General features: G+C 72.9%; 17 protein-coding genes. 8 read left to right on the top strand and 9 right to left on the bottom strand.

Annotation, left to right across the window (positions count from 1 at the left end; all coding sequences use genetic code 11):
- Positions 1-201 precede the first annotated feature (201 nt).
- On the top strand, positions 202-1662 hold the full coding sequence (locus tag AB0J02_RS21515; RefSeq protein WP_363195328.1) for an NAD-dependent succinate-semialdehyde dehydrogenase: 1461 nt from the start codon (positions 202-204) through the stop codon (positions 1660-1662).
- Here AB0J02_RS21515 and AB0J02_RS21510 read toward each other — a convergent pair.
- From AB0J02_RS21510 to AB0J02_RS21485, 6 genes are all read right to left on the bottom strand, one after another.
- Positions 1657-2841 carry a hypothetical protein gene (locus AB0J02_RS21510; RefSeq protein WP_363195327.1) on the bottom strand — a complete coding sequence of 395 codons (1185 nt, stop codon included), beginning with the start codon at positions 2839-2841 and terminating at the stop codon, positions 1657-1659. The genes AB0J02_RS21515 and AB0J02_RS21510 overlap by 6 nt on opposite strands.
- Complete coding sequence (locus tag AB0J02_RS21505) at positions 2838-4040, bottom strand: hypothetical protein (RefSeq protein ID WP_363195326.1); 1203 nt, start codon at positions 4038-4040, stop codon at positions 2838-2840. The genes AB0J02_RS21510 and AB0J02_RS21505 overlap by 4 nt, the downstream gene beginning before the upstream one ends.
- A 160-nt stretch (positions 4041-4200) precedes the next feature.
- A complete protein-coding gene (locus AB0J02_RS21500) occupies positions 4201-5412 on the bottom strand; it encodes an Ig-like domain-containing protein (RefSeq protein ID WP_363195325.1) in 1212 nt (403 codons plus the stop codon).
- A 401-nt stretch (positions 5413-5813) separates the two neighbouring features.
- Entirely contained in the window at positions 5814-6392 is a 579-nt protein-coding gene (locus AB0J02_RS21495) for a DUF6417 family protein (protein WP_363195324.1), read from the bottom strand.
- Between the two features lie 675 nt (positions 6393-7067).
- A complete protein-coding gene (locus AB0J02_RS21490; protein WP_363195323.1) occupies positions 7068-7244 on the bottom strand; it encodes a hypothetical protein in 177 nt (58 codons plus the stop codon).
- A gap of 91 nt (positions 7245-7335) precedes the next feature.
- Positions 7336-8145: an SAM-dependent methyltransferase gene (locus tag AB0J02_RS21485; protein ID WP_363195322.1), complete on the bottom strand. Its 810-nt coding sequence runs from the start codon at positions 8143-8145 to the stop codon at positions 7336-7338.
- A gap of 144 nt (positions 8146-8289) precedes the next feature.
- Between AB0J02_RS21485 and AB0J02_RS21480 the strand changes: the two genes are divergently transcribed.
- A complete protein-coding gene (locus AB0J02_RS21480; RefSeq protein ID WP_363195321.1) occupies positions 8290-9141 on the top strand; it encodes a GNAT family N-acetyltransferase in 852 nt (283 codons plus the stop codon).
- Here AB0J02_RS21480 and AB0J02_RS21475 read toward each other — a convergent pair.
- Positions 9091-10599, bottom strand: a complete 1509-nt coding sequence (locus AB0J02_RS21475; RefSeq protein WP_363195320.1) for an amino acid permease — start codon at positions 10597-10599, stop codon at positions 9091-9093. The genes AB0J02_RS21480 and AB0J02_RS21475 overlap by 51 nt on opposite strands.
- A gap of 165 nt (positions 10600-10764) precedes the next feature.
- On the opposite strand from AB0J02_RS21475, the gene AB0J02_RS21470 reads away from it, so the two are divergent.
- Genes AB0J02_RS21470 through AB0J02_RS21460 form a run of 3 tightly spaced genes read left to right on the top strand, consistent with a single transcriptional unit; the run spans position 10765 to position 14560 of the window.
- Positions 10765-12195 (top strand): FGGY family carbohydrate kinase, encoded by a 1431-nt coding sequence (locus tag AB0J02_RS21470; RefSeq protein WP_363195456.1) that lies wholly within the window; start codon positions 10765-10767, stop codon positions 12193-12195.
- Complete coding sequence (locus tag AB0J02_RS21465; protein WP_363195319.1) at positions 12192-13613, top strand: FAD-dependent oxidoreductase; 1422 nt, start codon at positions 12192-12194, stop codon at positions 13611-13613. Before AB0J02_RS21470 ends, AB0J02_RS21465 begins: the two co-directional genes overlap by 4 nt.
- On the top strand, positions 13610-14560 hold the full coding sequence (locus AB0J02_RS21460; RefSeq protein ID WP_363195318.1) for an FAD-dependent oxidoreductase: 951 nt from the start codon (positions 13610-13612) through the stop codon (positions 14558-14560). Before AB0J02_RS21465 ends, AB0J02_RS21460 begins: the two co-directional genes overlap by 4 nt.
- 4 nt (positions 14561-14564) lie before the next feature.
- Here AB0J02_RS21460 and AB0J02_RS21455 read toward each other — a convergent pair whose 3' ends face one another.
- Positions 14565-15347 (bottom strand): crotonase/enoyl-CoA hydratase family protein, encoded by a 783-nt coding sequence (locus tag AB0J02_RS21455; protein ID WP_363195317.1) that lies wholly within the window; start codon positions 15345-15347, stop codon positions 14565-14567.
- Positions 15348-15379: 32 nt separating this feature from the next.
- Complete coding sequence (gene bglX / locus AB0J02_RS21450) at positions 15380-17653, bottom strand: beta-glucosidase BglX (protein ID WP_363195316.1); 2274 nt, start codon at positions 17651-17653, stop codon at positions 15380-15382.
- Positions 17654-17822: 169 nt separating this feature from the next.
- On the opposite strand from bglX, the gene AB0J02_RS21445 reads away from it, so the two are divergent.
- The 3 genes from AB0J02_RS21445 (at position 17823) to AB0J02_RS21435 (ending at position 23899) form a co-directional block, all read left to right on the top strand.
- Complete coding sequence (locus tag AB0J02_RS21445) at positions 17823-19712, top strand: ABC transporter ATP-binding protein (RefSeq protein WP_363195315.1); 1890 nt, start codon at positions 17823-17825, stop codon at positions 19710-19712.
- 85 nt (positions 19713-19797) lie between these two features.
- Positions 19798-22551, top strand: a complete 2754-nt coding sequence (locus AB0J02_RS21440; RefSeq protein ID WP_363195314.1) for an AAA family ATPase — start codon at positions 19798-19800, stop codon at positions 22549-22551.
- A 295-nt stretch (positions 22552-22846) separates the two neighbouring features.
- Positions 22847-23899 carry a helix-turn-helix domain-containing protein gene (locus AB0J02_RS21435; RefSeq protein WP_363195313.1) on the top strand — a complete coding sequence of 351 codons (1053 nt, stop codon included), beginning with the start codon at positions 22847-22849 and terminating at the stop codon, positions 23897-23899.
- Positions 23900-23902 lie beyond the last annotated feature (3 nt).

Raw genomic sequence — 23902 nt, 5'->3', positions numbered from 1 at the left:
CGACACCGCTCGAGTCTCGTCAGGGGCGCGGGGAACGGCGTGCCCGGCCACCACGAAACCCCCACCCGACGACACCGCACGAGCGAGTCCCACGGCGCCGCCCCCCGATCAGGGGCCGCAGGCAATGGCGCGCCCGGCATACGAAACCCGCCCCACAACAACACCCGCCCCCCAACACCCAGCGCCCCATGGAGCCCGCCCATGACGACACCCCCCGTAATCCAAGCCGTACCGAAGCAACTCCACATAGCCGGCACCTGGCAGAACGCGGCAGCGAACCGCACGATGACGGTGGACAACCCCGCCACCAACGCCCCCCTCTGCGACGTCGCCGACGCGAGCCCGCAGGACGGCCGGGCAGCCCTGGACGCGGCGGTCGCGGCCCAGCGGGACTGGGCCGCGACCGCCCCACGGGCCCGCTCGGAGATCCTGCGCCGGGCCCACGAGATCATCCTCGACCGCACCGAGGACCTCGCCCTCCTCATGACCCTGGAAATGGGCAAGCCCCTCGCGGAGGCCCGCGGCGAGGTCACGTACGCCGCGGAGTTCTTCCGCTGGTTCGCCGAGGAGGCGGTCCGCATCGACGGCGGCTACGCCACCAGCCCCGACGGCCGCAACCGCCACCTGGTCCTGCGGCAGCCGATCGGCCCCTGTCTGCTCGTCACGCCCTGGAACTTCCCGCTCGCCATGGGCACCCGCAAGATCGGCCCCGCCGTCGCCGCGGGCTGCACCATGATCCTCAAACCGGCCCCGCAGACCCCGCTGTCCACCCTCGCGCTGACCGGGATCCTGACCGAGGCGGGCCTGCCGCCGGGCGTCCTTAACACGGTCACGACCAGTGACGCCGCAGGCCTCGTCGAACCCCTGCTGCGCGGCGGCGGCATCCGCAAACTGTCCTTCACCGGCTCCACGCAGGTCGGCCGGATCCTGCTGGCCCAGTGCGCCGACACGGTCGTGCGGACCTCGCTCGAACTCGGCGGCAACGCCCCGTTCATCGTCTTCGGCGACGCCGACGTCGAGGCGGCCGTGGACGGCGCGATGGTCGCCAAGATGCGCAACATGGGGGAGGCCTGCACCGCCGCCAACCGGATCTACGTGCACAGCTCCGTCGCCGAGGAGTTCGCGACCCGGCTGACCGCGCGGATGTCCTCCCTGACCGTCGGGGACGGCACCGCGCCCGGCACCGACGTCGGGCCGCTCATCGACGCGGCGGGCCGCGCCAAGGTCGATACCCTGGTGCGCGACGCCGTCGAGCGCGGCGCGAAGATCCTGACCGGCGGTGAACTCCCGGCCGGCGAGGGGAACTTCTATCCGCCCACCGTCCTCGCCCAGGTCCCGCGCGACGCCGAACTCACCGGCACCGAGATCTTCGGTCCGGTCGCCGCGCTGTTCACGTTCGACGAGGAGGACGACGTCGTACAGGCCGCGAACGACACCGAGTGGGGCCTCGTCAGCTACGTCTACACGCGCGACCTGGACCGTGCGCTGCGCGTCGGCGAACGTCTGGAGACGGGCATGGTCGGCCTCAACACCGGCCTCGTCTCGAACCCGGCCGCCCCCTTCGGCGGCGTCAAACAGTCGGGCCTCGGCCGGGAGGGCGGCCGCGTGGGCATCGACGAGTTCCTGGAGTACAAGTACCTGGCCGTGCCCACCGGCTCATAACCGCTCCACGGCACGGAACCCGGCGAGGCGGGACAGCAACGACTGTGCGGGCGGGGAGAGTTCGGCCATGGCGACCTCCTCGCCCGCGTTCAGCGGCCCGACGATCGCGGAGAGTTCCGGCCCGGTCAGGTCGGTCTCCAGGATGTGCCCGCACGCGGCCACGAGCCGGCGCCCCGAGGCCTCGGCCCACAGCACCCGCTCGACGGCCCGTACGGCGTCGTCATCGGTGAAGCGGCCGGGCCGGGCGGGCGGCGGCACCGGCCGCAGCCCGCCGTCCGTCGCGTGCAGCAGCGCTTCGCGCACCATCCGGCGCCGCAGTGCCGCCGGACGCGCGGCCTCGCGATAGTGGGCGAGCGCCTCGGCGAGGACCGGTGGCAGCCCGTCTCCTTCGTCGCGTACGAGGATGTCGTCACCGCCCCAACGGGCTTGCGGGGTCGCGAGGTTGGGGCCGGGCGCGAGCAGGGACCGCAGCCCGTGTCCGGGGGCGGGCGAGGCCCGCGGGACACCCAGATGCACGACGGCCGTCGGTGACCGGCCGGGCTCGGCGACGTAGCGCTGACCGGCCGGCCAGTAGAGCAGGTCGCCGGGCACGGGCCGGGCGACCGACCACCGCCCGGCCCGTTCCAGCCGCAGCCGTGGCCGCCCGAGCAGGATGTGGAGAAACGTCGAGCCCCGGGTCTGCGGCAGCCGGTCCGGGCCGCACGTCCCGTGCCACAGGGTGGTGCTCGCCCCGAGCAGCGGCTGGCCCGTGCGGTCCCACAGTCCGGAGAGGAAGTCCCGCGCCCTGAGCCACACGGGATGGTGGAAGGCGTGCAGGCAGCGCACGACGAACGCGAAGGGCTCGCGCGCCGTGTGTCCGCCGAGGAGCCGCCGTCCGTACCGGGCGAAGGAACCGTCCTCCGGCCGCGGCAGCAGATCCCCGGGATCGGCCAGGTGTCGCGGCCCGAGGGCGAAACTCACCTGGCCCCTCCCGGCTCCGGGCCGTCGCGCCGCGCCGACGGAACTCTCGAAGACCTCGTGCGCGTCGAACGGCGCGGCGCCGAGTGCGGCGCCCCTGATCAGCACGGGTCGCCGGTCCCAGTAGGTCTCGGTGAACCTCTCCCAGTCGAACGACTCCAGCACATCGACGCCATCGACGCCATCGACGCCATCGACGCGGGATATCGGAGCCGGGCTCACGATTCCAGCTCCAGAGCTCGCACTTGATACAACTCCCCGACCAGAGTCAGTAGTTCGGGATCCTGGGGGTGCAGATCGCAGGCGTCGGCGAGCGCGCTGACGGTGATCCGCGAGACCGTGCCGAGGTGGGCGAGGGCGCGGCGGGCCGCCGGTTCGGTGCCGGTCCGCGCATGCCCGTGGGCGGCCCAGACCAGCGGACCGGCACCGGCCCGCACATGCAGGATCTCGGTGGTGCGCCGCAGCCGGCTCCGCGGGGTGAGCGCGACGCCCGGCCGGGGCGGCGGGGCAGGGTGCAGGCCCGCCGCCGAGCGCAGAGCGGCCCAGCGCAGCAACAGCGCGCGCTCGGGTCCGTCGCCGGTCAGAGCCGTGACGTAGCGCCGGGCGGGTTCGGTGAACTGCGATGCGGGGGTGAGGTGTCCGTCGGCGTCCGCGGAGACGGGGTGCGGGACGCTGGGCTGCTCGTCGGCGGGCAGCGGGTGGAGCCGCAGCAGTTCCCCGACGACCTCGCCGACGTAGGGGAGGGCCGCGGTGGTGCGCGCGGGCACGGTCAGGCGCAGCGTCGTGCACGGCCGCGTACGGTCTTCGAGGTGGGTGCTGCCCGCGGGCCAGTACGCCAAGTCGCCCGCTGTGGCGTGCAGTTCGAACTCGGTGCCGGTGTGTTCCGGCCGTACTCGCATCGTCAGGGAGCCGTCCAGGACCCAGGTGAGGGCCGCCGCGTCGGGGCGCGCCCCGAAATCCTCGGCGGACTGGTGCCGGGTGCCGACGGCCAGCTCCGCCGTGACGGGCAGTGGGGGCCGGCCGACGTGCCGCCATAACCCCGCCACGGCGTCGCGGACCCGCGACCACAGAGTGAAGTCGAGGCTCAGCGCGTGCTCGGCGGTCAACAGCCAGCCCTCGCCGTCCAGTTGTCCGGGCGCCGCCAGGCGGGCGGCGTAGCCGGCGGTGTCCCTGTCCTGCGGCGAGGGCAGCAGCGGTCCGGGATCACGGAGTACGCCGTCCGCGACGGCCAGCCGCATCCGCGTCGGTTCCGGGGCGACGGCCGCGGCCACCAGGAGGCGGTGGGCCCCCGCCGCGTCGAGTCCGGACCCGGGTGCGCCCGGGACGACCACCGGTTCTTTCGCCCAGTGCTGGTCCGCGAAGTGTCGCCAGGCGTCGGCGGGCGGGGCAGGTGCGGGGGAGGGTCGGCAGCTGCGCTTCATCGGGGCTGGGGGCTCCTCGGTCCCTTGTTCGGGGGCGGGGGACAGGCCTGGCGACCCTGTCAGAGGCGTTCCTGCGCCGTCAACGCCCGGCGGAGATCCGGTGAACATCTGGCGTGGAACGTACATCGCGCCCTTCTCCCGCACTCCTGTTCGGGCCCGCTCAGACCGCGCTGCCCGCCTGCCAGTCGGCCCACGACAAGTTCCAGCCATTGAGCCCGTTGGCCGGATTGACCGTCTCCTCGCCCGAGCGGCGCACCTCCACGACGTCGCCGACCATCGAGCTCGTGTAGAACTTCGCGCCCGGCGTCGACGAGTCGTCCGCGCCCTGCGCGTCCCGCAGTCCGACGCAGCCGTGGCTGGTGTTGCTCGTGCCGAAGAGGGACGGAGCCCCCCAGTAGTTGCCGTGGATGAAGGTGCCGGAGGTGGTGAGCCGCTGGGCGTGCGGCACGTCGTCGATGTCGTACTCGTCGCCGAGGCCGACCGTCGTCGAGTCCATCCGGGTCTCCTTGAACCGCTCGGAGATCACCATCTTCCCCGCCCACGTGGGGTGTTCGGCGTCGCCGCCGCTGACGTCGTACGTGGCGATCTCCTTGCCGTCGCGTCGCACGGTCATCGACTTGGCGCTGAGGTCCACGACGCTGATCTGCTCGCGCCCGATGTGGAAGGTCACGTCCTTGTCCTGTGTGCCGAACACGCCGTCGGAGCCCTCGACGTCCTTCAGCCGCAGACTCAACGTGATCTTCGTGCCGGCCGCCCAGTACGCCTCGGGGCGGAAATCGAGCCGGGTGTCGCTGAACCAGTGCCCCGCGATCTCCACGTCCGGGTCCGCGGTCACGGTGATCGCCTTCTGTACGGCGGCCCGGTCCGTGACGGCCTTCGTGAAGTTGAGCGAGACGGGCATGCCGACACCGGACGTCGAGCCGTCCTCCGGGGTGAAGTACCCGACGAAGGTCGCACCCGGCTTCTTGGTGGTGAAGCGGGTGGTGTGCGCGGAATCCGCGCCGTCGACCTTCGCGCTCACGGTGTAGTCGGTCCCGGAGGCGGGATGGGCGGACGAGGTCCACTTGGTCCGCTTGTCGTTGTACGTCCCCTTCAGGCGCGTGCCGCCGGCCGTGGCGACCTCGACGGCGCTCAAGGTCCCGCCGCTGACCGTGACGGTGACCGGAGTGCCGAAGTCGGCGGCCCGAGTCCCATCGGCGGGGGTGACGCCGACCTCGGCCTTGCTGTCGGCCTCGGCCGCGCCGCCCTGCGCTCCGGCCTCCCCGGCGCAGCCCGCGACCGCCACCACCGAGGCCGCCCCCAGCGCGGCGAGCACTCCGCGCCGCGACCAGCGATCCGTACCGTCCGCTATCCGAACCCGAGAGTCGCCCACGCCGAGCCTTCCTGCTCCACCTGATCCATGGCCGTTGGGGTCGGCCTCTGCGGTGTCGAATGGTGCCTGGGCGACCTGGGTGAATCCTTGGAAAAAGGCACGCTTGTCTTAATTCTTCCTTTGAGGGGGGTCCGTCGGGCCGTGCCGGGCCGGTCGGCCCGACGTGTGGATCTTGTGAAACGCAACGGCGGCGGCGAGCGGAATAAGAGACTCCGCCGCCAGCGAGCCGGTTCCGCGGCGCGGGGAGCCGGTCTCGCGCACGGCCGGGGTCATCGCTGGGTAAGTCCGCGACGGCCAGGGGCGGACCCGTAGAGCCCCGGCTTCGCCGACGGAGCTGGGGCACATGCGCGGCACGTCAGGGCCTGCTGCTCGGGGCCCGCTACATGCGGCCTCGATCCGGTCTAGGCGGGGTCGTCGCTCCGCGCTTCGGGGTGGGTCACCCCGTAGACGCGGGCGAAACGGTTGGCGGGCGCGGCGGAACCGCCGATCCGTTCGAGGAAGAACGCGCGGGCGATGGACCGCATCTGGTCGCCGTCCACGTGCATGATCCATCTGTTGGAGGCGGCGTGGAAGCGGGCCGTGTCCACGGCCGTCTCCAGGCCGCGCGCCGGGCCGCGGTGCAGCCGCCCGCTCAGCGCGACGAACCGCTTCAGTACGTCGAGGTTAGAGCGGCGCAGGGCGACCATCTGCAGGCCGGGCTCGGGGGCCTCGACGGTTGTGGGTGCGGCCCGCACATGGGCGTAGAGCAGCGCGTCCCAGCCGTCGGCCGTGAGCTGGACCGCCCAGGGGACCGGTCGGCCGGTCCGCGCGGCGAGTTCTGCCTGGTCCTCGGCGGCGGCCATCCGGGCCAGGCCGAGCCTGACCAGCCGGGCCGCGGCGCGTGCGTCGACTCCGGGGCCTGCTGTGGCCCAGCCGTCCGGCCTGAGCTGCGTGTCCGCGACGCGTTGCAGTAGCGCGACGTGCCCCTCCGAACGGCTCATCTTCGTCCTCCCCGCCGAGCTGTGCGATGGCGCGACGCTAGCGTGCGGCGTCCTCCGGGCGGGGCGAGTTGGGGTGGGCGCCCCTCGAAATGGGGGCGCGGGCAAATTTCTGCGCGGCCGGTGCATCCGTTCCGCGGTCGGGCGGCGAATGACGAGCAGGGCAGTGAGCAGCACCATCTCGCCCGCTGTCCCCAGAGCCGCTGGCGCCGGGCGCCTGCACGCCCCGGCGCCAGCGGCCTTCACTGTCAGTGGGGGCCGCTAGGCTGCGAGCAACCATCAGCCTTTGCGGACGGATGGCTACTCGAAGAGGCCCCGCCCCGCACAGCACCGGGTGCGGGGCATTCGTGACGGGGCCGACCCGATCACCGGCCCGATGCCGGGCGCGCGGCCTGCGCCTGAGCGGCCGACCCGCCCCCCCCACGCTCGACATCCGGAATCGCGGCGTCGCGTGTCCTGTGGAAGGGTGGCGGGTGATATGTCCCGTTAGGTACCGCTAGGTCGCGTTTGTGGCCGGGCGATCGGGGCTGTCGCCGCTCGACCGAACATGCCCGTCGAGGGCCGCGCAGGCCCGTTCATACCCTGAGGAGGCGTCATGTCCTCGAAGCGCCGCCGTAAGAAGAAGGCCCGTCGCAAGCACGCCGCGAACCACGGCAGCCGACCGCAGTCCTGAAGGCGTCACGCCCTCTGCACGAGTCCTTCACCGGCCGCCGTCGCCCACTCCGTGACCAGCGTCTCGTACTCCGCCCGGTCCTCGTCGGTCAACTGGCCGCCGGTACGCGCCCAAAGGTCGCGAATCTGCTGGTTGACCATGTCGGCGGACCGTGCGGAGCGCGGGGTGGGAGTGGAGGACATGTGAACGAGGGTAGGGGATCAGTACGCCAATGCGCTCCGGTCCGTCACGTGGGCATCGCCATGTGTGATGTTCGCCATGGCGCGCAACCTCTCACGGTTTACGTGCAACACCCGCGTACAGCGGCACGGGAGTGCCGTCCCGCTCCTCGTCGACGGCCAGCTCCGGATGCCACTCCGGCAACCAGACCACGCCCGGGTCGAGCAACTCCAGGCCCTCGAAGAACGTGGTCATCTCCGCGCGTGTACGCGGCACCAGCGTGACGCCGCCGGCCGCGTACATGTCGACGGCCTGACGGGTGCGCTCGGGGTCGTGATCGGAGGCCAGTTGGGACAGGACCAGGTAGCTGCCCGAGGGGAGCGCGTCGACCAGCGTGCGGATCATGTCGTGCGCGCCCTGCTCGTCGGGGATGAAATGCAGGAGCGCGATGAGCGAGACCGCGACCGGACGGTCGAAGTCGAGAATCTCCCCGGCCAGTTCGAGGATTTTCTGCGGCTCGCGGGCGTCGGCCTGGAGGTAGCGCGTCACGCCCTCCGGTGTGCCGCGCAGCAGCGCCTCCGCGTGGGCCAGCACGATCGGGTCGTTGTCGACGTAGACGACGCTCGTCTCGGGGGCCGCGGTCTGTGCGATGCGGTGCAGGTTCGGTTCCGTCGGGATGCCCGTGCCGATGTCGAGGAACTGGCGCACTCCGAGCCGCGCGGCGAGCATCCGCGTCGCGCGCTGCATGAACCAGCGGTTGTGCCGCGCCCCGTACTTGGCGGTCGGCTCCATCGCCGTGATCTGCCGGCCGAGCGCCTCGTCCACCGGATAGTTGTCCTTGCCGCCGAGGAACCAGTCGTACACCCGCGCCGGGTGCGGATTGCTGGTATCGATGCTGGGCGTGGCGGGGGACGTATCCGTCATGGGTCAACTCCCGGGTCGGCGAGCTCTGTTCGAGCGTACGTCCGATCATCCTGCCGTACGCGTGTGACGTGTGGGGCGTGATCGGGGAGGATGGCCGCCGTCCCGAGCCCGCCTCCAGGCCGCACGCGAACAGGAGCAGTGCGCATGAGTGACGTTCCGCAGCGCCTCGACATCTCCCGGGCCGGTCCCGCCGACTGGCCGGTGATCAGCGGCTGGGCCGCCGACGAAGGCTGGAACCCGGGCCGCCTCGACGGGGACAGCTTCTTCGCGCAGGACCCCGACGGATTCTTCCTCGGGCGGATCGACGGGGAGCCCGTCTCGGCGATCTCCGTCGTCAACTACGGTGCCGCGTACGCCTTTCTGGGCTGCTATCTCGTCCGGCCCGACCTGCGCGGCCGCGGCCACGGCAGCGCCACCTGGCGGGCCGGTCTCGCGCACGCGGGCGCGCGCACCGTCGGGCTCGACGGCGTCGTCGCCCAGCAGGACAACTACCGCAGGTCCGGCTTCGAACCGGCCCACCGCACCGTGCGGTTCACCGGGGTCGCCACGCACAGCACCCCGGCCGCGACCGGCGACGGGATCGTGCCGGTCGGCGACGACCTCGCTCCCGTCCTCGCCTACGACAACGCGTGCTACCCCGCCGACCGGCCCCGCTTCCTGAAGTCCTGGCTGACCACGGACGGACACACGGCGCTCGCCCGCGTCGTCGACGGCCGCGTCACCGGGTACGGCGTGGTGCGCCCGGCGCGGGACACATGGCGCATCGGGCCGCTCTTCGCGGACACCGCCGACGACGCGCGGGCCCTGTTCGACGCCCTCGCGCCCGGCGCAGAGCCGGTCGGCATCGACGTACCGGAAACGAACGCCGAGGCCGTCGCGCTCGTTCGGTCGCGCGGCCTGTCGGCCGGGTTCGAGACGGCCCGGATGTACACCGGGCCCGTCCGGTCATTCGCCCAAGGACGCGTCTTCGGGGTGACCACGCTCGAACTCGGCTGAGTCGGCGGGGAGTTGCGGGGTGGCGTACGTGTTCTTCGCCGCGTACCACCATCCCGTCGCGAGGAGGAGGACCGCGGCGAGCGCCACGACCGCGTAGTTCATCGAGTCGACGGTGACCGGGGAGGCCTGCGGCAGGCAGAACAGCACCGTCACGCACGCCACCCACACGACCGCGATCCAGCCGATCGGCCGGCTCCAGCGGCCCAGGTGCCACGGCCCGCGCTCGAAGCGGTCCCCCGCCCGCAGCCGCAGCAGTACGGGGATCGCGTACGCCGGCGTGATACCGATGACGTTGATCGCGGTCACGGCCCCGTACGCGGTCGCCGACCACAGCGACGGCAGGGCCAGCACGCAGGCCGCCGACACCGACAGCCAGACCGCCGCGACCGGTGTACGCGTCCGGGTGCTCACCCGGCGCCACAGGCGCGAGCCCGGCAGGGCCCCGTCCCGGCTGAACGCGAACACCATCCGGCTCGCGGCGGCCACCTCCGCGTTGCCGCAGAAGAGCTGGGCCACGATCACCACGAGGAGCAGCGCCGTGGCGCCGCCCGAGCCGAGCGCGTCCAGCAGGATCTGCGCGGGCGGCACCCCCGTCGCGCTGTCCCGCGTCCCCGCGTAGTCCTGGATGGCGAAGGTGAGCCCGGCGAGCAGTACGAACCCGGCGATCCAGGACGCCCAGATCGCCCGCACGATGCCGCGCGCCGCCGCCACCGACGCCCCGGACGTCTCCTCGGAGAGGTGGGCGGAGGCGTCGTAGCCGCTGAACGTGTACTGCGCGAGCAGCAGTCCGATCGCGGCGACGTACAACGGGTTGTGCCAGCCGGTGTCGTTGACGAAGTGCGTGAAGACGAACGACGGCGACTGGTGGTGGTCGGGCACGAGGGCGAGGGCGCCGACGATCGCTCCGACACCCGCCAAGTGCCACCACACGCTGACGGAGTTGAGGATGCTGACGAGGCGGACGCCGAAGAGGTTGAGGACGGCGTGCAGGAGCAGGATCGCCGCGAAGATCAGCATCGTTTTGCCGGGGGTCGGCGTGAAACCCCACTGGAGGTTCAGGAACGCGCCCGTGAACAGGGCCGCGCCGTAGTCGATGCCGGCGATCGCGCCGAGCAGGCCGAGCAGGTTCAGCCAGCCCGTGTACCAGCCCCAGCGCCGCCCGCCGAGCCGGTCCGCCATGTAGTACAGGGCGCCCGACGTGGGATAGGCGCTGGTCACCTCCGCCAGGGCGAGGCCCACGAACAGCACGAAGAGGCCGACGCCCGCCCAGCCCCACAGCATGACGGCGGGCCCGCCGGTGCCGAGCCCGAAGCCGTACAGGGTCATGCAGCCGGACAGCACGGAGATGACGGAGAAGCTGATGGCGAAGTTGCCGAAGCCGTTCATGCGGCGGGCCAGGACGGGCCGGTAGCCGAGGGCGCGCAGGCGCTGCTCCTCGTCGGGCGGTGCGCTCGACACGGTCTTCCCTCCGGTGGGGGGCGGGGGTGCGGCCGCCCATGATCCATGCGGAGGGCTCCAACGGCCAGGGGGCGCAGCCAAGTTGGGTGTCCTTGACGCGGATCGGGACCGTGCCGCAGGCTGGCCGACGGCGATCAAGACGTGGACGGGGGAGGGGACGGCATGGTGAGTGGTCCCGTACTCGCCGTCGACCAGGGCACCTCCGGCACCAAGGCGCTCGTCGTCTGCCCGGAGCGCGGCGTCCTCGGCGCCGCGACGGCGCCCGTGCGGCCCCGGTATCTGCCCGGCGGGCGCGTCGAGGTCGATCCCGCGCACCTGCTCGGCTCCGTCCTCGACGCCGGTGCCCGCGCGCTTGCCGAGGCCGGCGAGCCGGTCGTCGCCGCGGGCCTCGCCAACCAGGGCGAAACCGTCCTCGCCTGGGACCCTGCCACGGGCGAGCCGCTCACGGACGCGATCGTCTGGCAGGACCGGCGCGCGGAGAGCGTATGCGCGGAACTCGCAAGGCATGACGCTGAGTTGCTCGCGCTGTCCGGGCTGCCGCTCGACCCCTACTTCGCCGCCCCGAAGATGGCGTGGATCCGCCGCCACCTCACCCGGTCCGGTGTCGTCACCACCAGCGATGCCTGGCTGGTGCACCGGCTGACCGGCGCCTTCGTCACCGACGCGGCCACCGCGAGCCGCACCCAGCTGCTCGACCTCGACACCGTCGACTGGTCGCCGCGCGCCGTCGAGCTGTACGGACTCGGCGGCGAGAAACTGCCCGAAGTGGTCGATGCGGCGGGGGAGTTCGGGGTCATCACGGCTCTCGGCGGGCCGCCGATACCGCTCACCGGTCTCCTCGTCGACCAGCAGGCGTCCTTGCTCGCCCACGGCGTGACCGAGCCGGGTGCCGCCAAGTGCACCTACGGCACAGGGGCGTTCCTGCTCGCGCACACCGGGGACCGGCCGCGCCGCGGCTCCTCCGGGCTGGTCTCGTGCGTGGCGTGGCGGCTCGCCGGACGCGGCACCGACTACTGCCTCGACGGCCAAGTGTACGCCGCCGCGTCCGCCGTCCGCTGGCTCACCGACCTCGGCGTCATCGAAGGCCCCCACGCGCTGGACGCCGTCGGCGCGAAGGTGCCCGACAGCGGAGATGTCACGTTCGTGCCCGCGCTGTCCGGGCTCGCCGCCCCGTGGTGGCGCGGCGACGCCCGCGGCTCGCTCACCGGACTCGGCCTGGACACCTCGCCGGGGAACCTGGTGCACGCGCTGTGCGACGGGATCGCCGGGCAGGTCGTCGCACTCGCCGACGCGGTCGCCGCCGATCTGGGCGCGCCCCTCGTCTCGCTCCGGGTCGACGGCGGCCTGACCCGCTCGGAGCTGCTCATGCAGACCCAGGCCGACCTTCTGCAAGCTCCGGTGGAAGTCGCCGAGTCGGCCGACACGACGGCGCTCGGCGTGGCGGCCGCCGCCCGCCTCGGTCTCGACCCGGCCCTGACCGTCGAGGAGGCGGTGGGTGCCCGCGCGCCGGTCCGTGTCTACGAGCCGCGCATCGACGCGGCGCGGGCCGAGGCGCGCATGGCCCGCTTCCGCGCCGCCGTGGACCGCACACCGTGACCGTCACCCGCGTCGGGCCGCTGCCCACGCTCCCGTACGACATCACGGTCATCGGCGCCGGAGTCGTCGGCTGCGCGCTCGCCCGGGAACTGATCCGGCGTGCGCCCGCGGCGAGGATCGCGCTGCTCGACGCGGCGCACGACGTCGGCGAGGGGACGTCCAAGGCCAATACGGCGATCCTGCACACGGGGTTCGATGCCGTGCCCGGCTCCCTGGAGGCGCGGCTCGTGCGCGAAGGTCAACGTGAACTAGCCGCGTATGCCAGCGAGTCCGGGATCCCGGTCGAACCGGTCGGCGCTCTCCTCGTCGCCTGGGACACCGCCCAACGCGATGCCCTGACCGGCCTCGCCGCGAAGGCCGTCCGCAACGCGTACACCGAGAGCCGCATCATCGGCCCCGACGAACTCCGTTCCAGGGAACCCCACTTGGGGCCGGGCGCCCTCGGCGCCCTCGACGTGCCCGGCGAGAGTGTCATCTGCCCCTGGACGACGACGCTCGCGTACGCCACCCAGGCCGTCCGCGCCGGCGTCGATCTGCACCTCGACTCCCCTGTGCGTGCGGCCGACAGGAGTCGTGGCGGCACGCACCACCTGACGACCGGGCGCGGACTCCTGCGCACCCGGTGGCTCGTCAACGCGGCCGGGCTGCACGCCGACACCGTCGACCGGCTGCTCGGCCACGACACGTTCACCGTCACCCCGCGCCGCGGCCAGCTGATCGTCTACGACAAGTTCGCCCGCGACCTCGTGCACCACATCCTGCTGCCCGTCCCCACCGCCCTCGGCAAGGGTGTGCTCGTCGCCCCGACCGTCCACGGGAACGTACTCCTGGGGCCCACGGCCGAGGACCTCGACGACAAGCGGGCCACGCACACCACCGCCGACGCGCTCGGCCTGCTACGGGAGAAGGGGCGGCGCATCCTGCCGAGGCTCGTCGAGGAGGAGGTCACCGCCGTCTACGCCGGGCTGCGCGCGGCCACCGGACAGGACGACTACCGCATCGACGCCCGGCCCGCGCAGCGCTGCGTCACCGTCGGCGGCATCCGCTCCACGGGACTCACCGCGTCGATGGGCATCGCCACGTACGTCGCCGACCTGCTGGCCGACAGCGGGTGCACGACGCTCGGCACGCCGCGCGATCTGCCGCCGGTCACCATGCCGAACCTGGGCGAGGCATTTCCCCGCCCCTACCAGCAGCCCGAACTCATCGCCGAGGACCCGGAGTTCGGGACGATCGTCTGCCATTGCGAGCGCGTCACGCGGGGCGAGATCCGCGCGGCGCTGACCAGTACCATCCCGCCCGTCTCGGCGGAGGGGCTGCGGCGCAGGACGCGGGCGCGCGGCGGACGCTGCCAGGGATTCTCCTGCGGGGCCGCGGTGCGCGAACTCCTCGGCCGGAGAAACGGGGCCGGGGCGTGAACCACGCCGTGCGCCGCGTCGACGTGCTCGTCATCGGCTCGGGCCCCGCCGGACTCGCGGTCGCCACCGGGCTCGCCGCGGCCGGGGTCCGAGGGGTCGAGGTCCTGGAGCGTGAGCAGCAGGCGGGCGGGGTCCCGCGGCACTGTCGGCACGGCGGGTTCGGGACGCCGTGGCGGCCGTTGAGCGGGCCGGCCTACGCGAGCCGCTCGGTGCGGGCCGCCGAGGACGCGGGGGCCGCCGTGCGGACCGGGGTGACCGCCCTCGGCTGGGCGGACGCCACGACGCCGACGCTGGACACGGTCGGGGTCCACGGACACGAACGGATCGCGGCCCGGGCGGTCGTGCTCGCCACCGGAGCCCGCGAACGGCCCCGCGCGGCCCGCCTCGTACCGGGCACCCGGCCCGCCGGCATCCTCAGCACGGGCGAACTCCAGCAATCGGTCCACCTGTTCGGCCACTACGTGGGCGCGCGGGCCGTCGTCGTCGGCGGCGAATCCGTCGGGCACGCCGCCGTGGGCACCCTGCGCCGGGCCGGCGCCGCCGTCACCGCGCTGATCACCGAGGGCGGCGCCGGCCGCCGCGGTCTGGACGCCCGCATGCGTCTCGGCGTACCGGTGCTCACCCGCACCACGCTCACCGAGATCCTGGGCAGACCCCGCGCCACGGGCGCCCGTGTCCGGCACGCCGACGGCCGCTGCGTCGTGCTGCCCTGCGACACCATCGTCCTCACCGGTGACTTCGTCCCCGACCACGAACTGGCCCGGAGAGGCGGCCTGTCGCTCGACCCGGACACACACGGCCCGACCGCCGACGCGGCGAGCCGTAGCTCCCGCCCCGGCGTCTTCGCGCTCGGCAACCTGGTCCACGTGAACCGGCCCGCGCGGGCGGCCGCCGCCGAGGGCCGCCGCGCCGTGCCTCCGCTCCTGCGGCACCTCGGCATGCGCTGAGTGCTCAGAGCCCGTCCTCGGCCCCCGCGTCGAAGGCCCCGTGGCGCCCCTCTCCTGCCGTGAACCGCTCCGCGCCCTTCAGCCCCTCCGCCAACACGCCTGCCCCGTAACGAAGTTCGGCCCGCATGGCGGATTCCTCGTCCCGGCAGCCCTGCTCGCGCACCGACGCCCGGTCGCTGCGCAGACAGGACTGCGGGAACGCCGCGAGGTGCGCGGCGAGTTCCTCCGCGGCGGCGCGGGCCCGGCCCGGGGGCACCAGACGGTTGGCGAGGCCCATCTCGTAGGCCTCCCGCGCCGGGACGGGGCGGCCGGTCAGGATCAGGTCCATGGCGCGGCTCTCCCCGATCAGGCGCGGCAGCCGCACCGTGCCTCCGTCGATCAGCGGGACGCCCCAGCGGCGGCAGAACACCCCGAACACGGCGTCCTCCTCGGCCACCCGCAGATCGCACCACAGGGCGAGTTCGAGGCCGCCCGCCACCGCGTGGCCGCTGACGGCCGCTATCACCGGCTTCGTCAGGCGCAGCCGCGTCGGCCCCATCGGGCCGTCGCCGTCCTCGGCCACCCGGTTGCCGCGCGCGGTGCCGACCGCCTTGAGGTCGGCGCCCGCGCAGAACGTGCCGCCGTCGCCCCACAGCACCGCCGCCCTCGCCGTCTCGTCCGCCTCGAACGCCCGGAACACGGCGACCAGTTGCCCGGCCGTCGGCCCGTCGACGGCGTTGCGGGCCTCGGGGCGCGACAGCACGACCGTGGTGACATGACCGGCGCGTTCGACACGGACGGACGGCATGGGCGGTTCCTTTCACGCGGATGACCGGGTGGCTAGGTGACCTTCAGGGCCAGTTTGGCCTCCGCCGTCGAGGACGTTCCGACGAACAGCTCGAACGCGCCCTCTTCCAAACGGAATTCACCCTCGACGTCATTGGTCCAGAACCCGAGATCGTCCGCACCGAGCTGGAAGCGGACCTTCGTGGACGCGCCCGCGTCGAGCGTGACCCGTTTGAATCCGCGCAGCCTGCGCACCGGTTGCGTGATGCTCGCGGCGACATCACGGACGTACAGCTGCACCACCTCGTCGCCCGCGCGCGAGCCGGTGTTGCGCACGGACACCGACACCTCGACGGTGTCGCCCTTGCGCAGCGCCCGCGCGGAGACGCTGCCCCGGCTCAGGGCGGGCGTGCCGAGCTCGAACTTCGTGTAGCTCAGTCCGAACCCGAAGGGGAACTGCGGGCTCGGCGGCAGGTCCAGGTACTTCGAGGTGTACTTGTTGTCCGCGTCGTAGGGGCGGCCCGTCGACTCGTGGTTGTAGTGGATCGGGATCTGGCCGACCGTGCGCGGGAACGACACCGGCAGTTTGCCGCCCGGGTTCACCGTGCCGAAGAGCACGTCCGCGACGGCGTTGCCCGCCTCGGTGCCGGGGTGCCAGGCCTCCAGGACGGCGGGCGCGGAGTCCAGCCAGTCGCCGACGGTCAGCGGGCGCCCGTTGACGAGCACCACCACGAACGGCTTGCCCGTCTCCGCGATCGCGGAGATCAGCTTCTCCTGGTCACCAGGCAGCGAGATGTCACTGCGCGCCGACGCCTCGCCGCTCATCGCGGCCGGCTCGCCCACGACCACGACCGTCACGTCCGCGGCCTTCGCCGCCGCGACCGCCTTGTCGACACCCCCGGCGTCCTTGCCCTCCGGGTCGACGCCTTGCGCGTACGTGACCTTCGCGTCCGGCGCGGCCTTGCGCACCGCGTCGAGGACCTTCACCGCCGGGAACCGCTCCGCCGACGCCGGTACCACCCACGTACCGAGCAGATCCGTCGAGTCGGCGAACGGCCCCACCACGGCGAGGGAGCCGACGGACTTCTTCAGCGGCAGGACGTCCCCGTCGTTCTTCAGCAGGACCATCGAACGAGCGGCGGCGGCGCGGGCCGCCTTCCGCGCGGCCGCCGACGGCTCGGTGATCGCCGCGGACTCCTCCACGTACGGGTCGTCGAAGAGGCCGAGCGCGTGTTTCAGACGCAGCACGCGCGCCACCGCGTCGTCGATCCGCCGCTGGGAGATCTTCCCGGCGCGCAGCAGCTTCTTGCCGTTGGTGAGGAGATTCGTGCTGCTCATCTCCATGTCGACGCCCGCGTTCAGAGCGAGGCGCGCCGCGTCCGCGCCGTCCTCGGCGAAACCGTGCGCGATCAGCTCCTGCACGCCCGTCCAGTCGGAGACGACGAGCCCGTCGAAGTCCCACTCCTTCTTCAGGATGTCGGTCAGCGTGTGCGCGTTGCCGTGCGCGGGGACACCGCCGATCGTGTTGAAGGACGCCATCACCGTGGCGACACCCGCGTCCAACGCGGCCTTGAACGGCGGGAGATACAGATTGCGCAGCCGGGACTCGGACACGTCGACCGTGTTGTAGTCACGGCCGCCCTCCGCACCGCCGTACGCGACGAAGTGCTTGGCGCAGGCGGCCAGGGTCTCCTTCGTGCCGTAGCCCGAGCCCTGGTAGCCCTCGACCTTGGCGGCCGCGAACCGCGCCGTCAGGTACGGGTCCTCGCCGGTGCCCTCGGCGATCCGGCCCCAGCGCGGCTCGTGCGTGACGTCCATCATCGGCGAGAACGTCCAGTGCACCCCGTTGGAGCGGGCCTCCTTCGCCGACACCTCGGCGTCGCTCCGCGTCACCTCCGGATCGAAGCTCGACGCCTGCGCCAGCGGGATCGGGAAGTTCGTCCAGAAGCCGTGGATGACGTCGAGGCCGAACAGCAGCGGGATGCCGAGCCGGGACTCCTCGACCGCGAGACGCTGCAGCTCGTTGGTGGCCTTCGCGCCGAAGATGCTGAGCACCGAGCCGAGCCGGCCCGAGCGCGCCGCGTCCTCGACCTCCTTGGTGGAGCCCGAGCCGGGGTTGAGGTCGTACGCCCAGGGGAGCTGTTGCAGCTGCCCCAGCTTCTCTTCGAGAGTCATACGTGAGAGGAGGCCCTGGACTTTGCTCTCGTACCGCGCCCCGGCCTTCCCGCTCGCCGCGTACGCGCTGGGGGACTGGCTGGTCACGGCGGCCCCAGCGGCGGCGGTGACGCCGATCGCGGACAGCAGAGTACGCCTTCGTAGCTCCGGCATCGATTCGCTTCCCGATAGTCCGAGACCCACAACTTCTGTGATGGGTAAAAGAATTGATGAGAAGCTACGTTCCGCTTATCCGAGGGTCAAGAGGTACGGCCGGGCCGACCCTGCGGGCCACCTGCCCATGGTTGACCTCAACATTGGTTGAGGTCCTAGGGTCATGCGCATGAGCATGGAAACGACAGCCTGGTCGCAATTGCACAGCGTGATGAACGCCCAGAACGGCGGACCGCGCAAGCACCCCTTCGCCCGCGAGACCCTGCGCAGGATCGCCGCGTTCGCCCGGCCGCACCGGCGCCGCATCACCCAGTTCGTGATCCTGAGCATCCTCGGCGCGCTGCTCGCGGTGGCGACGCCGGTCCTCGCCGGACACGTCGTCGACGCGATCGTCCGCGGCGACTCGCAGCACGTGGTGGTCCGCCTCGCCGTGCTCATCGCCGTCATCGCGCTCGCCGAGGCGGGCCTCGGACTGGTCGCCCGCTGGCTCTCCGCCAATCTCGGCGAGGGCCTCATCCTCGACCTGCGCACCGCCGTCTTCGACCACGTCCAGCGGATGCCCGTCGCGTTCTTCACCCGCACCCGCACCGGCGCGCTCGTCAGCCGCCTCAACAACGACGTCATCGGCGCCCAGCGCGCCTTCAGCAACACCCTGTCCGGGGTCGTCGGCAATGTGGTCACCCTGCTGCTCACCCTGGTCGTCATGCTCACGCTGTCCTGGCAGATCACCCTCCTCTCCCTCGTCCTGCTGCCCGTCTTCGTGCTGCCGGCCCGCCGCATGGGCACCCGGATGGCCAGACTCCAGCGCGAGGCCGCCACCCACAACGCGGCCATGGGGACACGGATGACCGAGCGGTTCTCCGCCCCCGGCGCCACGCTCGTGAAGCTGTTCGGCAGGCCCGAGGACGAGTCGGCCGAGTTCGCCGCCAGGGCGCGCCGGGTCCGGGACATCGGCGTCCGCACGGCGATGGCCCAGTCGGCGTTCATCACGGCACTGACCCTGGTCTCCGCCCTGGCCCTGGCGCTCGTCTACGGACTCGGCGGCTACTTCGCGCTCGACGGCACGCTGGAAGCGGGCGCGGTGGTCTCCCTCGCTCTGCTCCTCACCCGCCTGTACGCGCCGCTGACGTCCCTGGCCGGGGCACGCGTCGAGGTCATGAGTGCCCTGGTCAGCTTCGAGCGCGTCTTCGAAGTCCTGGACCTGAAGCCGCTGATCGACGAGAAGCCGGACGCCCGCGAGGTCCCGGACGGGCCGGTCGCCGTCGAGTTCGACGACGTCCGCTTCGGCTACCCGTCCGCCGACAAGGTCTCCCTCGCCTCCCTCGAAGAAGTCGCCTCGCTCGACACCCGCGGCGGCGCGGAGGTCCTGCACGGCGTGAGCTTCCGCGCCGAACCGGGCCGGACGATCGCCCTGGTCGGCTCGTCCGGTGCGGGCAAGTCGACGATCGCGCAACTGCTGCCCCGCCTCTACGACACCGACGCCGGGGCCGTGCGGATCGGCGGCGTCGACGTACGCGACCTGAGCGCCACGTCGATGCGGGCCACGCTCGGCATGGTCACCCAGGACGGGCACCTCTTCCACGACTCGGTCCGCGCGAACCTGCTGCTGGCCCGGCCCGACGCGTCCGAGGAGGAACTGTGGGACGCCCTGCGCCGGGCCCGCCTCGAAGGACTCGTCCAGGAGCTGCCCGACGGCCTGGACACGGTCGTCGGCGAGCGCGGCTACCGGCTCTCCGGCGGCGAACGCCAGCGCATGACCATCGCCCGCCTGCTGCTGGCCCGCCAGCGCGTGGTCATCCTCGACGAGGCCACCGCCCACCTCGACAACACCTCGGAGGCCGCGGTCCAGGAGGCCCTGGCCGAGGCCCTCGCGGACCGCACGGCGATCGTCATCGCCCACCGCCTCTCCACGATCCGCTCCGCGGATCAGATCCTCGTGGTCGAGGACGGCCGCATCGTGGAACGCGGCACCCACACCGAACTCCTGGCCGAAGCCGGCCGCTACGCGGAGCTGTACCGCACCCAGTTCGCCACGGACGAGGTCCAGGAAGCGGCGTGAGCGGTCCACTCGATGAGTCAACTGCGCCTGACAAAAGGCCAGTTGGCTCATACAGTGGCGCCCTCGCCGCGGATACCCTGAACCCATGCTGCTGGGTCGCACAGCGGAATGCGCGCGGATCGCCGACCTCGTCGACGACGCACGCAGAGGGCGCAGCGCCGCCCTCGTCATCCGCGGCGAGGCAGGCATCGGCAAGAGCAGCCTGCTCGGCTGCGCCGCGTCGATCGCCGGGGACCTCACCCAGCTCCGTACGCAGGGCATCGAGGCCGAATACAGACTGCCGTACGTGGGTCTCGCCGACCTGTTCCGCCCGGTCACCGACCACCTGGACCGCATCCCGGGCCGGCAGGCGGCCGCCCTCACCGGCGCCCTGGCGCTCGGCCCCACCGTCGCCGGGGACCGGTTCGGCGTCGCGGCCGGCACGCTCAGCCTGCTCGGCGCGGTCAGCGAGTCCGGTCCCGTGCTGGTCGTCGTCGACGACGCGCAGTGGCTCGACCCGTACTCCCTGGACGCCCTGGCCTTCGCCACCCGCCGCCTGAGCCGCGAAGGCGTCGTCGCCCTCTTCGCGACCCGCGACACCGACGAGACCGCCTCCCGGCTCGCCCCCGTCGAGACCCTCACCCTGCGCGGCCTCGACACCGCCGCCGCGCGACAGCTGATCGCCGGCGAACCGCTCTCCCCGCACGACATCACCTGGCTCCTCGCGGAGGCGCGCGGCAACCCCCTCGCCCTCGTCGAGCTGCCCGCACTGCTCGCCCGGGGCGGACACCGCCCCGACACCGGAGCGCCGCTGCCCATCGGCGAAATGCTCGCCCGCACCTTCCACAGCGCCATCACCCGACTGCCCGAACAGGCCCAGGACGCCATGCTGTTGCTCGCCGTCCTCGGGCCGCGCCCCCTCGCCGGCACCGAACGGGTACTGCGCGCCCACGGGTTGACCTACGCCTCACTCGAACCCGCCGAGCGCGCGGGCCTGATGGCCGTGGAAGAAGGCGCGTACGTCTTCCGCCATCCGCTCGTCCGCTCCGGCGTCTACCACGGTGCGCGTGCCGTCCACCGCTGGCGCGCCCACCGCACCATCGCCCACGCACTCCAGGGCGCCGAGGCCCCCACCGCCCTCGAACGCTACGCCTGGCACCTCGCCGAGTCCGGCGCCGACCCCGACGAAAAAGTCGCCGCCTCCCTGGAACGCGCCGCGTCCGGCGGCCCCGGCAGCCTCACCTACCCCCTCGCCGCCCGCCTCTACGCGCACGCCGCCCGCTTCACCCCCGAGGGCGAGCACAAGGCGGCCCGCCTCCTGTCCGCCGCCCGCGCCGCGCAGGCCGCCGGCTCCCTCGACGAGGCCGCCGACCTCCTGGACCGCGCCCTCGGCCACGCCGCACGCCCACGGACCCGCCTCGACATCCGTCAACTCCGTTGCTACGTCGACATCAACCGGGGCCGCCCGGCCCGCGCCCGCGAGCAGCTGCGCGCCGCCGTCGGCGAAGCCCGCCGCGTCGACCCCGCCCTCGCCGCTGTCATGCTCGGCGGCATCACCTTCACCGAACTCGCCATCGGCGACCTCACGGCGGCCCGCGCCACCTCCGCCGAGTCGATGCAGATCGCCGAGGCCGCCACGGATCCCGCCGCGGCCCTGCCCGTACGCCTGCTGCACGCCCTCGTCGAACTGCTCGGCGGCGACGCGCACGACGGGCGCGCCCTGCTGCGCGAGCTCGAAAAGCCGCTCGCCGAAACCGACCTGGCGTTCCCGTACCCCGTCTCCGGCGTCGGCGGCCTCTGCTATCTCGCCGCCGAGGAACTCGACGAGGCGCACGCCCTGCTCGACCGCGCCGTGCACGCCGCGCGCGCCGCCAGCACCGTGGGGCTGCTCGCGCACCTCCTCGCGACGCTGTCGGTCGTCGAGTTCTGGCGCGGCCAGTGGAACGCGGCGCTCGCCCACGCCGACGAGTCCGCCCGCCTCGGCGAGGACACCGGACGCGTCATCGAGGTGTGCCGCGCCCTCGCCGCCCAGGCCAAGGCCGAGGCCGCCCTGAACCGGGAGGCCGACTGCCGCCACCACGGAGCGCAGGCCGCCGCGCTCGCCACGACCGCCGAACTGCCCATGGACGCGGCCCGCGCCCACGGCGCCCTCGGCTTCCTCGAACTGGGTCTCGGACGTTTCGACGAAGCGACCCAACACCTGGAGCAGGTAAGGGAGTTCTCGCTCGCCAACGGCCGCGGCGACGGCCCCTACCTCTCCTGGGCCGCCGACCTCGCCGACGCCTACGCCCACCTCCACCGCACCGAGGAGGCGTACGAGGTGCTGCGCGTCCTGGAGCACGAGGCGGGCCGCGGTCACCGCCCGATCGCCGCCGCCGCGGCCGCCCGCTGCCGCGGCATGCTCGAACCGGCGCAGGCCGAGCGCCACATGGACCGGGCACTCTCTCAACTCGACTCTGTAGCCGCCCCGTTCGAGCGCGGCCGCACCGAGTTCACGCGCGGGGAACTCCTGCGGCGCCAAGGACGGCGCAGCGAGGCGCGGCGCTGGCTGCAGCGCGGCCTCGCCACGTTCGAGCGGCTCGGTGCCGGCGGCTGGGCGGCCCGCGCCGCCGCCGAACTGCACGCGGCGGGCGGCGACCGGATACGGCCCGGGCCCACCCCGCTCGACGGCCTCACCCCGCAGGAACTGCGCGTCGCGCTCGCCGTCGGCCGCGGCGTCACCAATCACGAGGCCGCCGAACAGCTCTTTCTCAGCGTCAAGACGGTCGAGTTCCACCTCGGCAACATCTACCGCAAGCTGGAAGGGGTACATCGCAGGGCCCAACTGGTGCGCCTGATCAGCCGGTCGGCCGGGACATGAGGGGACGTGACACGCGTAGCGGGGGTGCCCGACCGGGCACCCCCGTCCCCCCCGTTGTTCCCCCCGTGCCGGAAGACCCCGTGCGCTTCCGTGCCCTCCACGATGGACCTTTCCGGAGCACCGGGCCACGGTGAAAACCCTGGATTCGCGGCCCGGGAGCGTACGACCGCTGCAGTAGTCGCGCGGGCGTCGACCGGTGACCTCGGTGTCTTGCCGGAACCCGGCAGTCTTTTACGCTCTCCTGGGGCCGGGCCCGCATCACACACTGCCCCCGGAACAAGGAACGGAGCGGTCGATGCCGGAACAGGGGACACCCGACGCGTACTTGGAGGGCTACGCCGACCTCATCGCGACCGCGTCCGCCACCGGCCGCCGGCTGACCCGCGACGAACTCGACCGGCGCCGCGCCCTCGGCCTGCGCGCCGCGGAAGCAGGTCTCGGACTGCGCGCCCTGGTCGCCGCCCACCTGGCCGAGACCCGCGCCCACTGGCCGCGCACGCCCGACGCCGAGGGCCTCCTCGCCGCCGTGGAACAAGCCGTCGACGCCTTCGCCGAAGGGTACGAGCGAGCCCAGCGACTCGCCGTACGACGGGAGGAAGCCGCACGCCGCGAGTTCGTCGACGACCTGCTCTACGGCCGCAGCGACCTGGGCCGACTCGCCCAGCGCGCCGAACGCTTCGGCCTGCGCCTGTCCTCCGGGCACGCCGTCGCCGTCGCCCAGGGCGCGAACGCGTACGAGGAGGGCGACCCGGTGCCCCGCGAAGTGGAGAGCGCCCTCGTCGCCCGCTTCGGCGACCGCAGCATCCTCCTCACCACCAAAGAGGGACGGCTGATCTGCGTCGCCCCCGGCGACCAGGACGAAGTCCTCGCCTTCTTCGCCAAGCACGCGTTCGCCGCCACCGCGGGGCAGGTCGCCATCGGCCGCCCGCAACCGGGCGCCGGCGGTGTCGTCCGCTCCTACGAGGAGGCCCTGGGCGCCCTCGACCTCGCGGCGCGACTCGAACTCAACGCCCCCGTGCTGCGCGCCGCCGACCTGCTCGTCTACCCCGTGCTCGCCCGCGACCGGGAAGCCATCGTCGACCTGGTCCACCACACGCTCGACCCACTGCAGGGCGCCCGCGGCGGCGCCCGCCCGCTCCTCGACACCCTCAGCGCCTACTTCGACGCGGGGTGCGTCGCCGCCGAGGCCGCCCGCCGCCTCTCGCTCAGCGTCCGTGCCCTCACCTACCGCCTGGCCCGCATCCACCAGCTCACCGGCGCGGACCCGGCGGACCCGGCCCAGCGCTACACCCTGCAGACCGCGGTCCTCGGCGCCCGCCTGCTGGACTGGCCGGGCGAGCGGCCGTGAGCG

Origin of the sequence: Streptomyces sp. NPDC050264 (assembly GCF_040655895.1) — a bacterium.
Taxonomy (GTDB): domain Bacteria; phylum Actinomycetota; class Actinomycetes; order Streptomycetales; family Streptomycetaceae; genus Streptomyces.
The sequence above is the reverse complement of the archived record's forward strand: the minus strand, read 5'-3'. Positions and strand labels throughout refer to the sequence as shown.

Excerpts from the sequence above, each read along its gene's own strand:
- AB0J02_RS21495 (WP_363195324.1), bottom strand. The coding sequence starts at position 6,392 with ATGAGCCGTTCGGAGGGGCACGTCGCGCTACTGCAACGCGTCGCGGAC.
- AB0J02_RS21480 (WP_363195321.1), top strand. The coding sequence starts at position 8,290 with ATGAGTGACGTTCCGCAGCGCCTCGACATCTCCCGGGCCGGTCCCGCC.
- AB0J02_RS21440 (WP_363195314.1), top strand. The coding sequence starts at position 19,798 with ATGCTGCTGGGTCGCACAGCGGAATGCGCGCGGATCGCCGACCTCGTC.
- AB0J02_RS21435 (WP_363195313.1), top strand. The coding sequence starts at position 22,847 with ATGCCGGAACAGGGGACACCCGACGCGTACTTGGAGGGCTACGCCGAC.
- AB0J02_RS21445 (WP_363195315.1), top strand. The coding sequence starts at position 17,823 with ATGAGCATGGAAACGACAGCCTGGTCGCAATTGCACAGCGTGATGAAC.
- AB0J02_RS21485 (WP_363195322.1), bottom strand. The coding sequence starts at position 8,145 with ATGACGGATACGTCCCCCGCCACGCCCAGCATCGATACCAGCAATCCG.
- AB0J02_RS21490 (WP_363195323.1), bottom strand. The coding sequence starts at position 7,244 with ATGTCCTCCACTCCCACCCCGCGCTCCGCACGGTCCGCCGACATGGTC.
- bglX (WP_363195316.1), bottom strand. The coding sequence starts at position 17,653 with ATGCCGGAGCTACGAAGGCGTACTCTGCTGTCCGCGATCGGCGTCACC.
- AB0J02_RS21515 (WP_363195328.1), top strand. The coding sequence starts at position 202 with ATGACGACACCCCCCGTAATCCAAGCCGTACCGAAGCAACTCCACATA.
- AB0J02_RS21455 (WP_363195317.1), bottom strand. The coding sequence starts at position 15,347 with ATGCCGTCCGTCCGTGTCGAACGCGCCGGTCATGTCACCACGGTCGTG.
- AB0J02_RS21505 (WP_363195326.1), bottom strand. The coding sequence starts at position 4,040 with ATGAAGCGCAGCTGCCGACCCTCCCCCGCACCTGCCCCGCCCGCCGAC.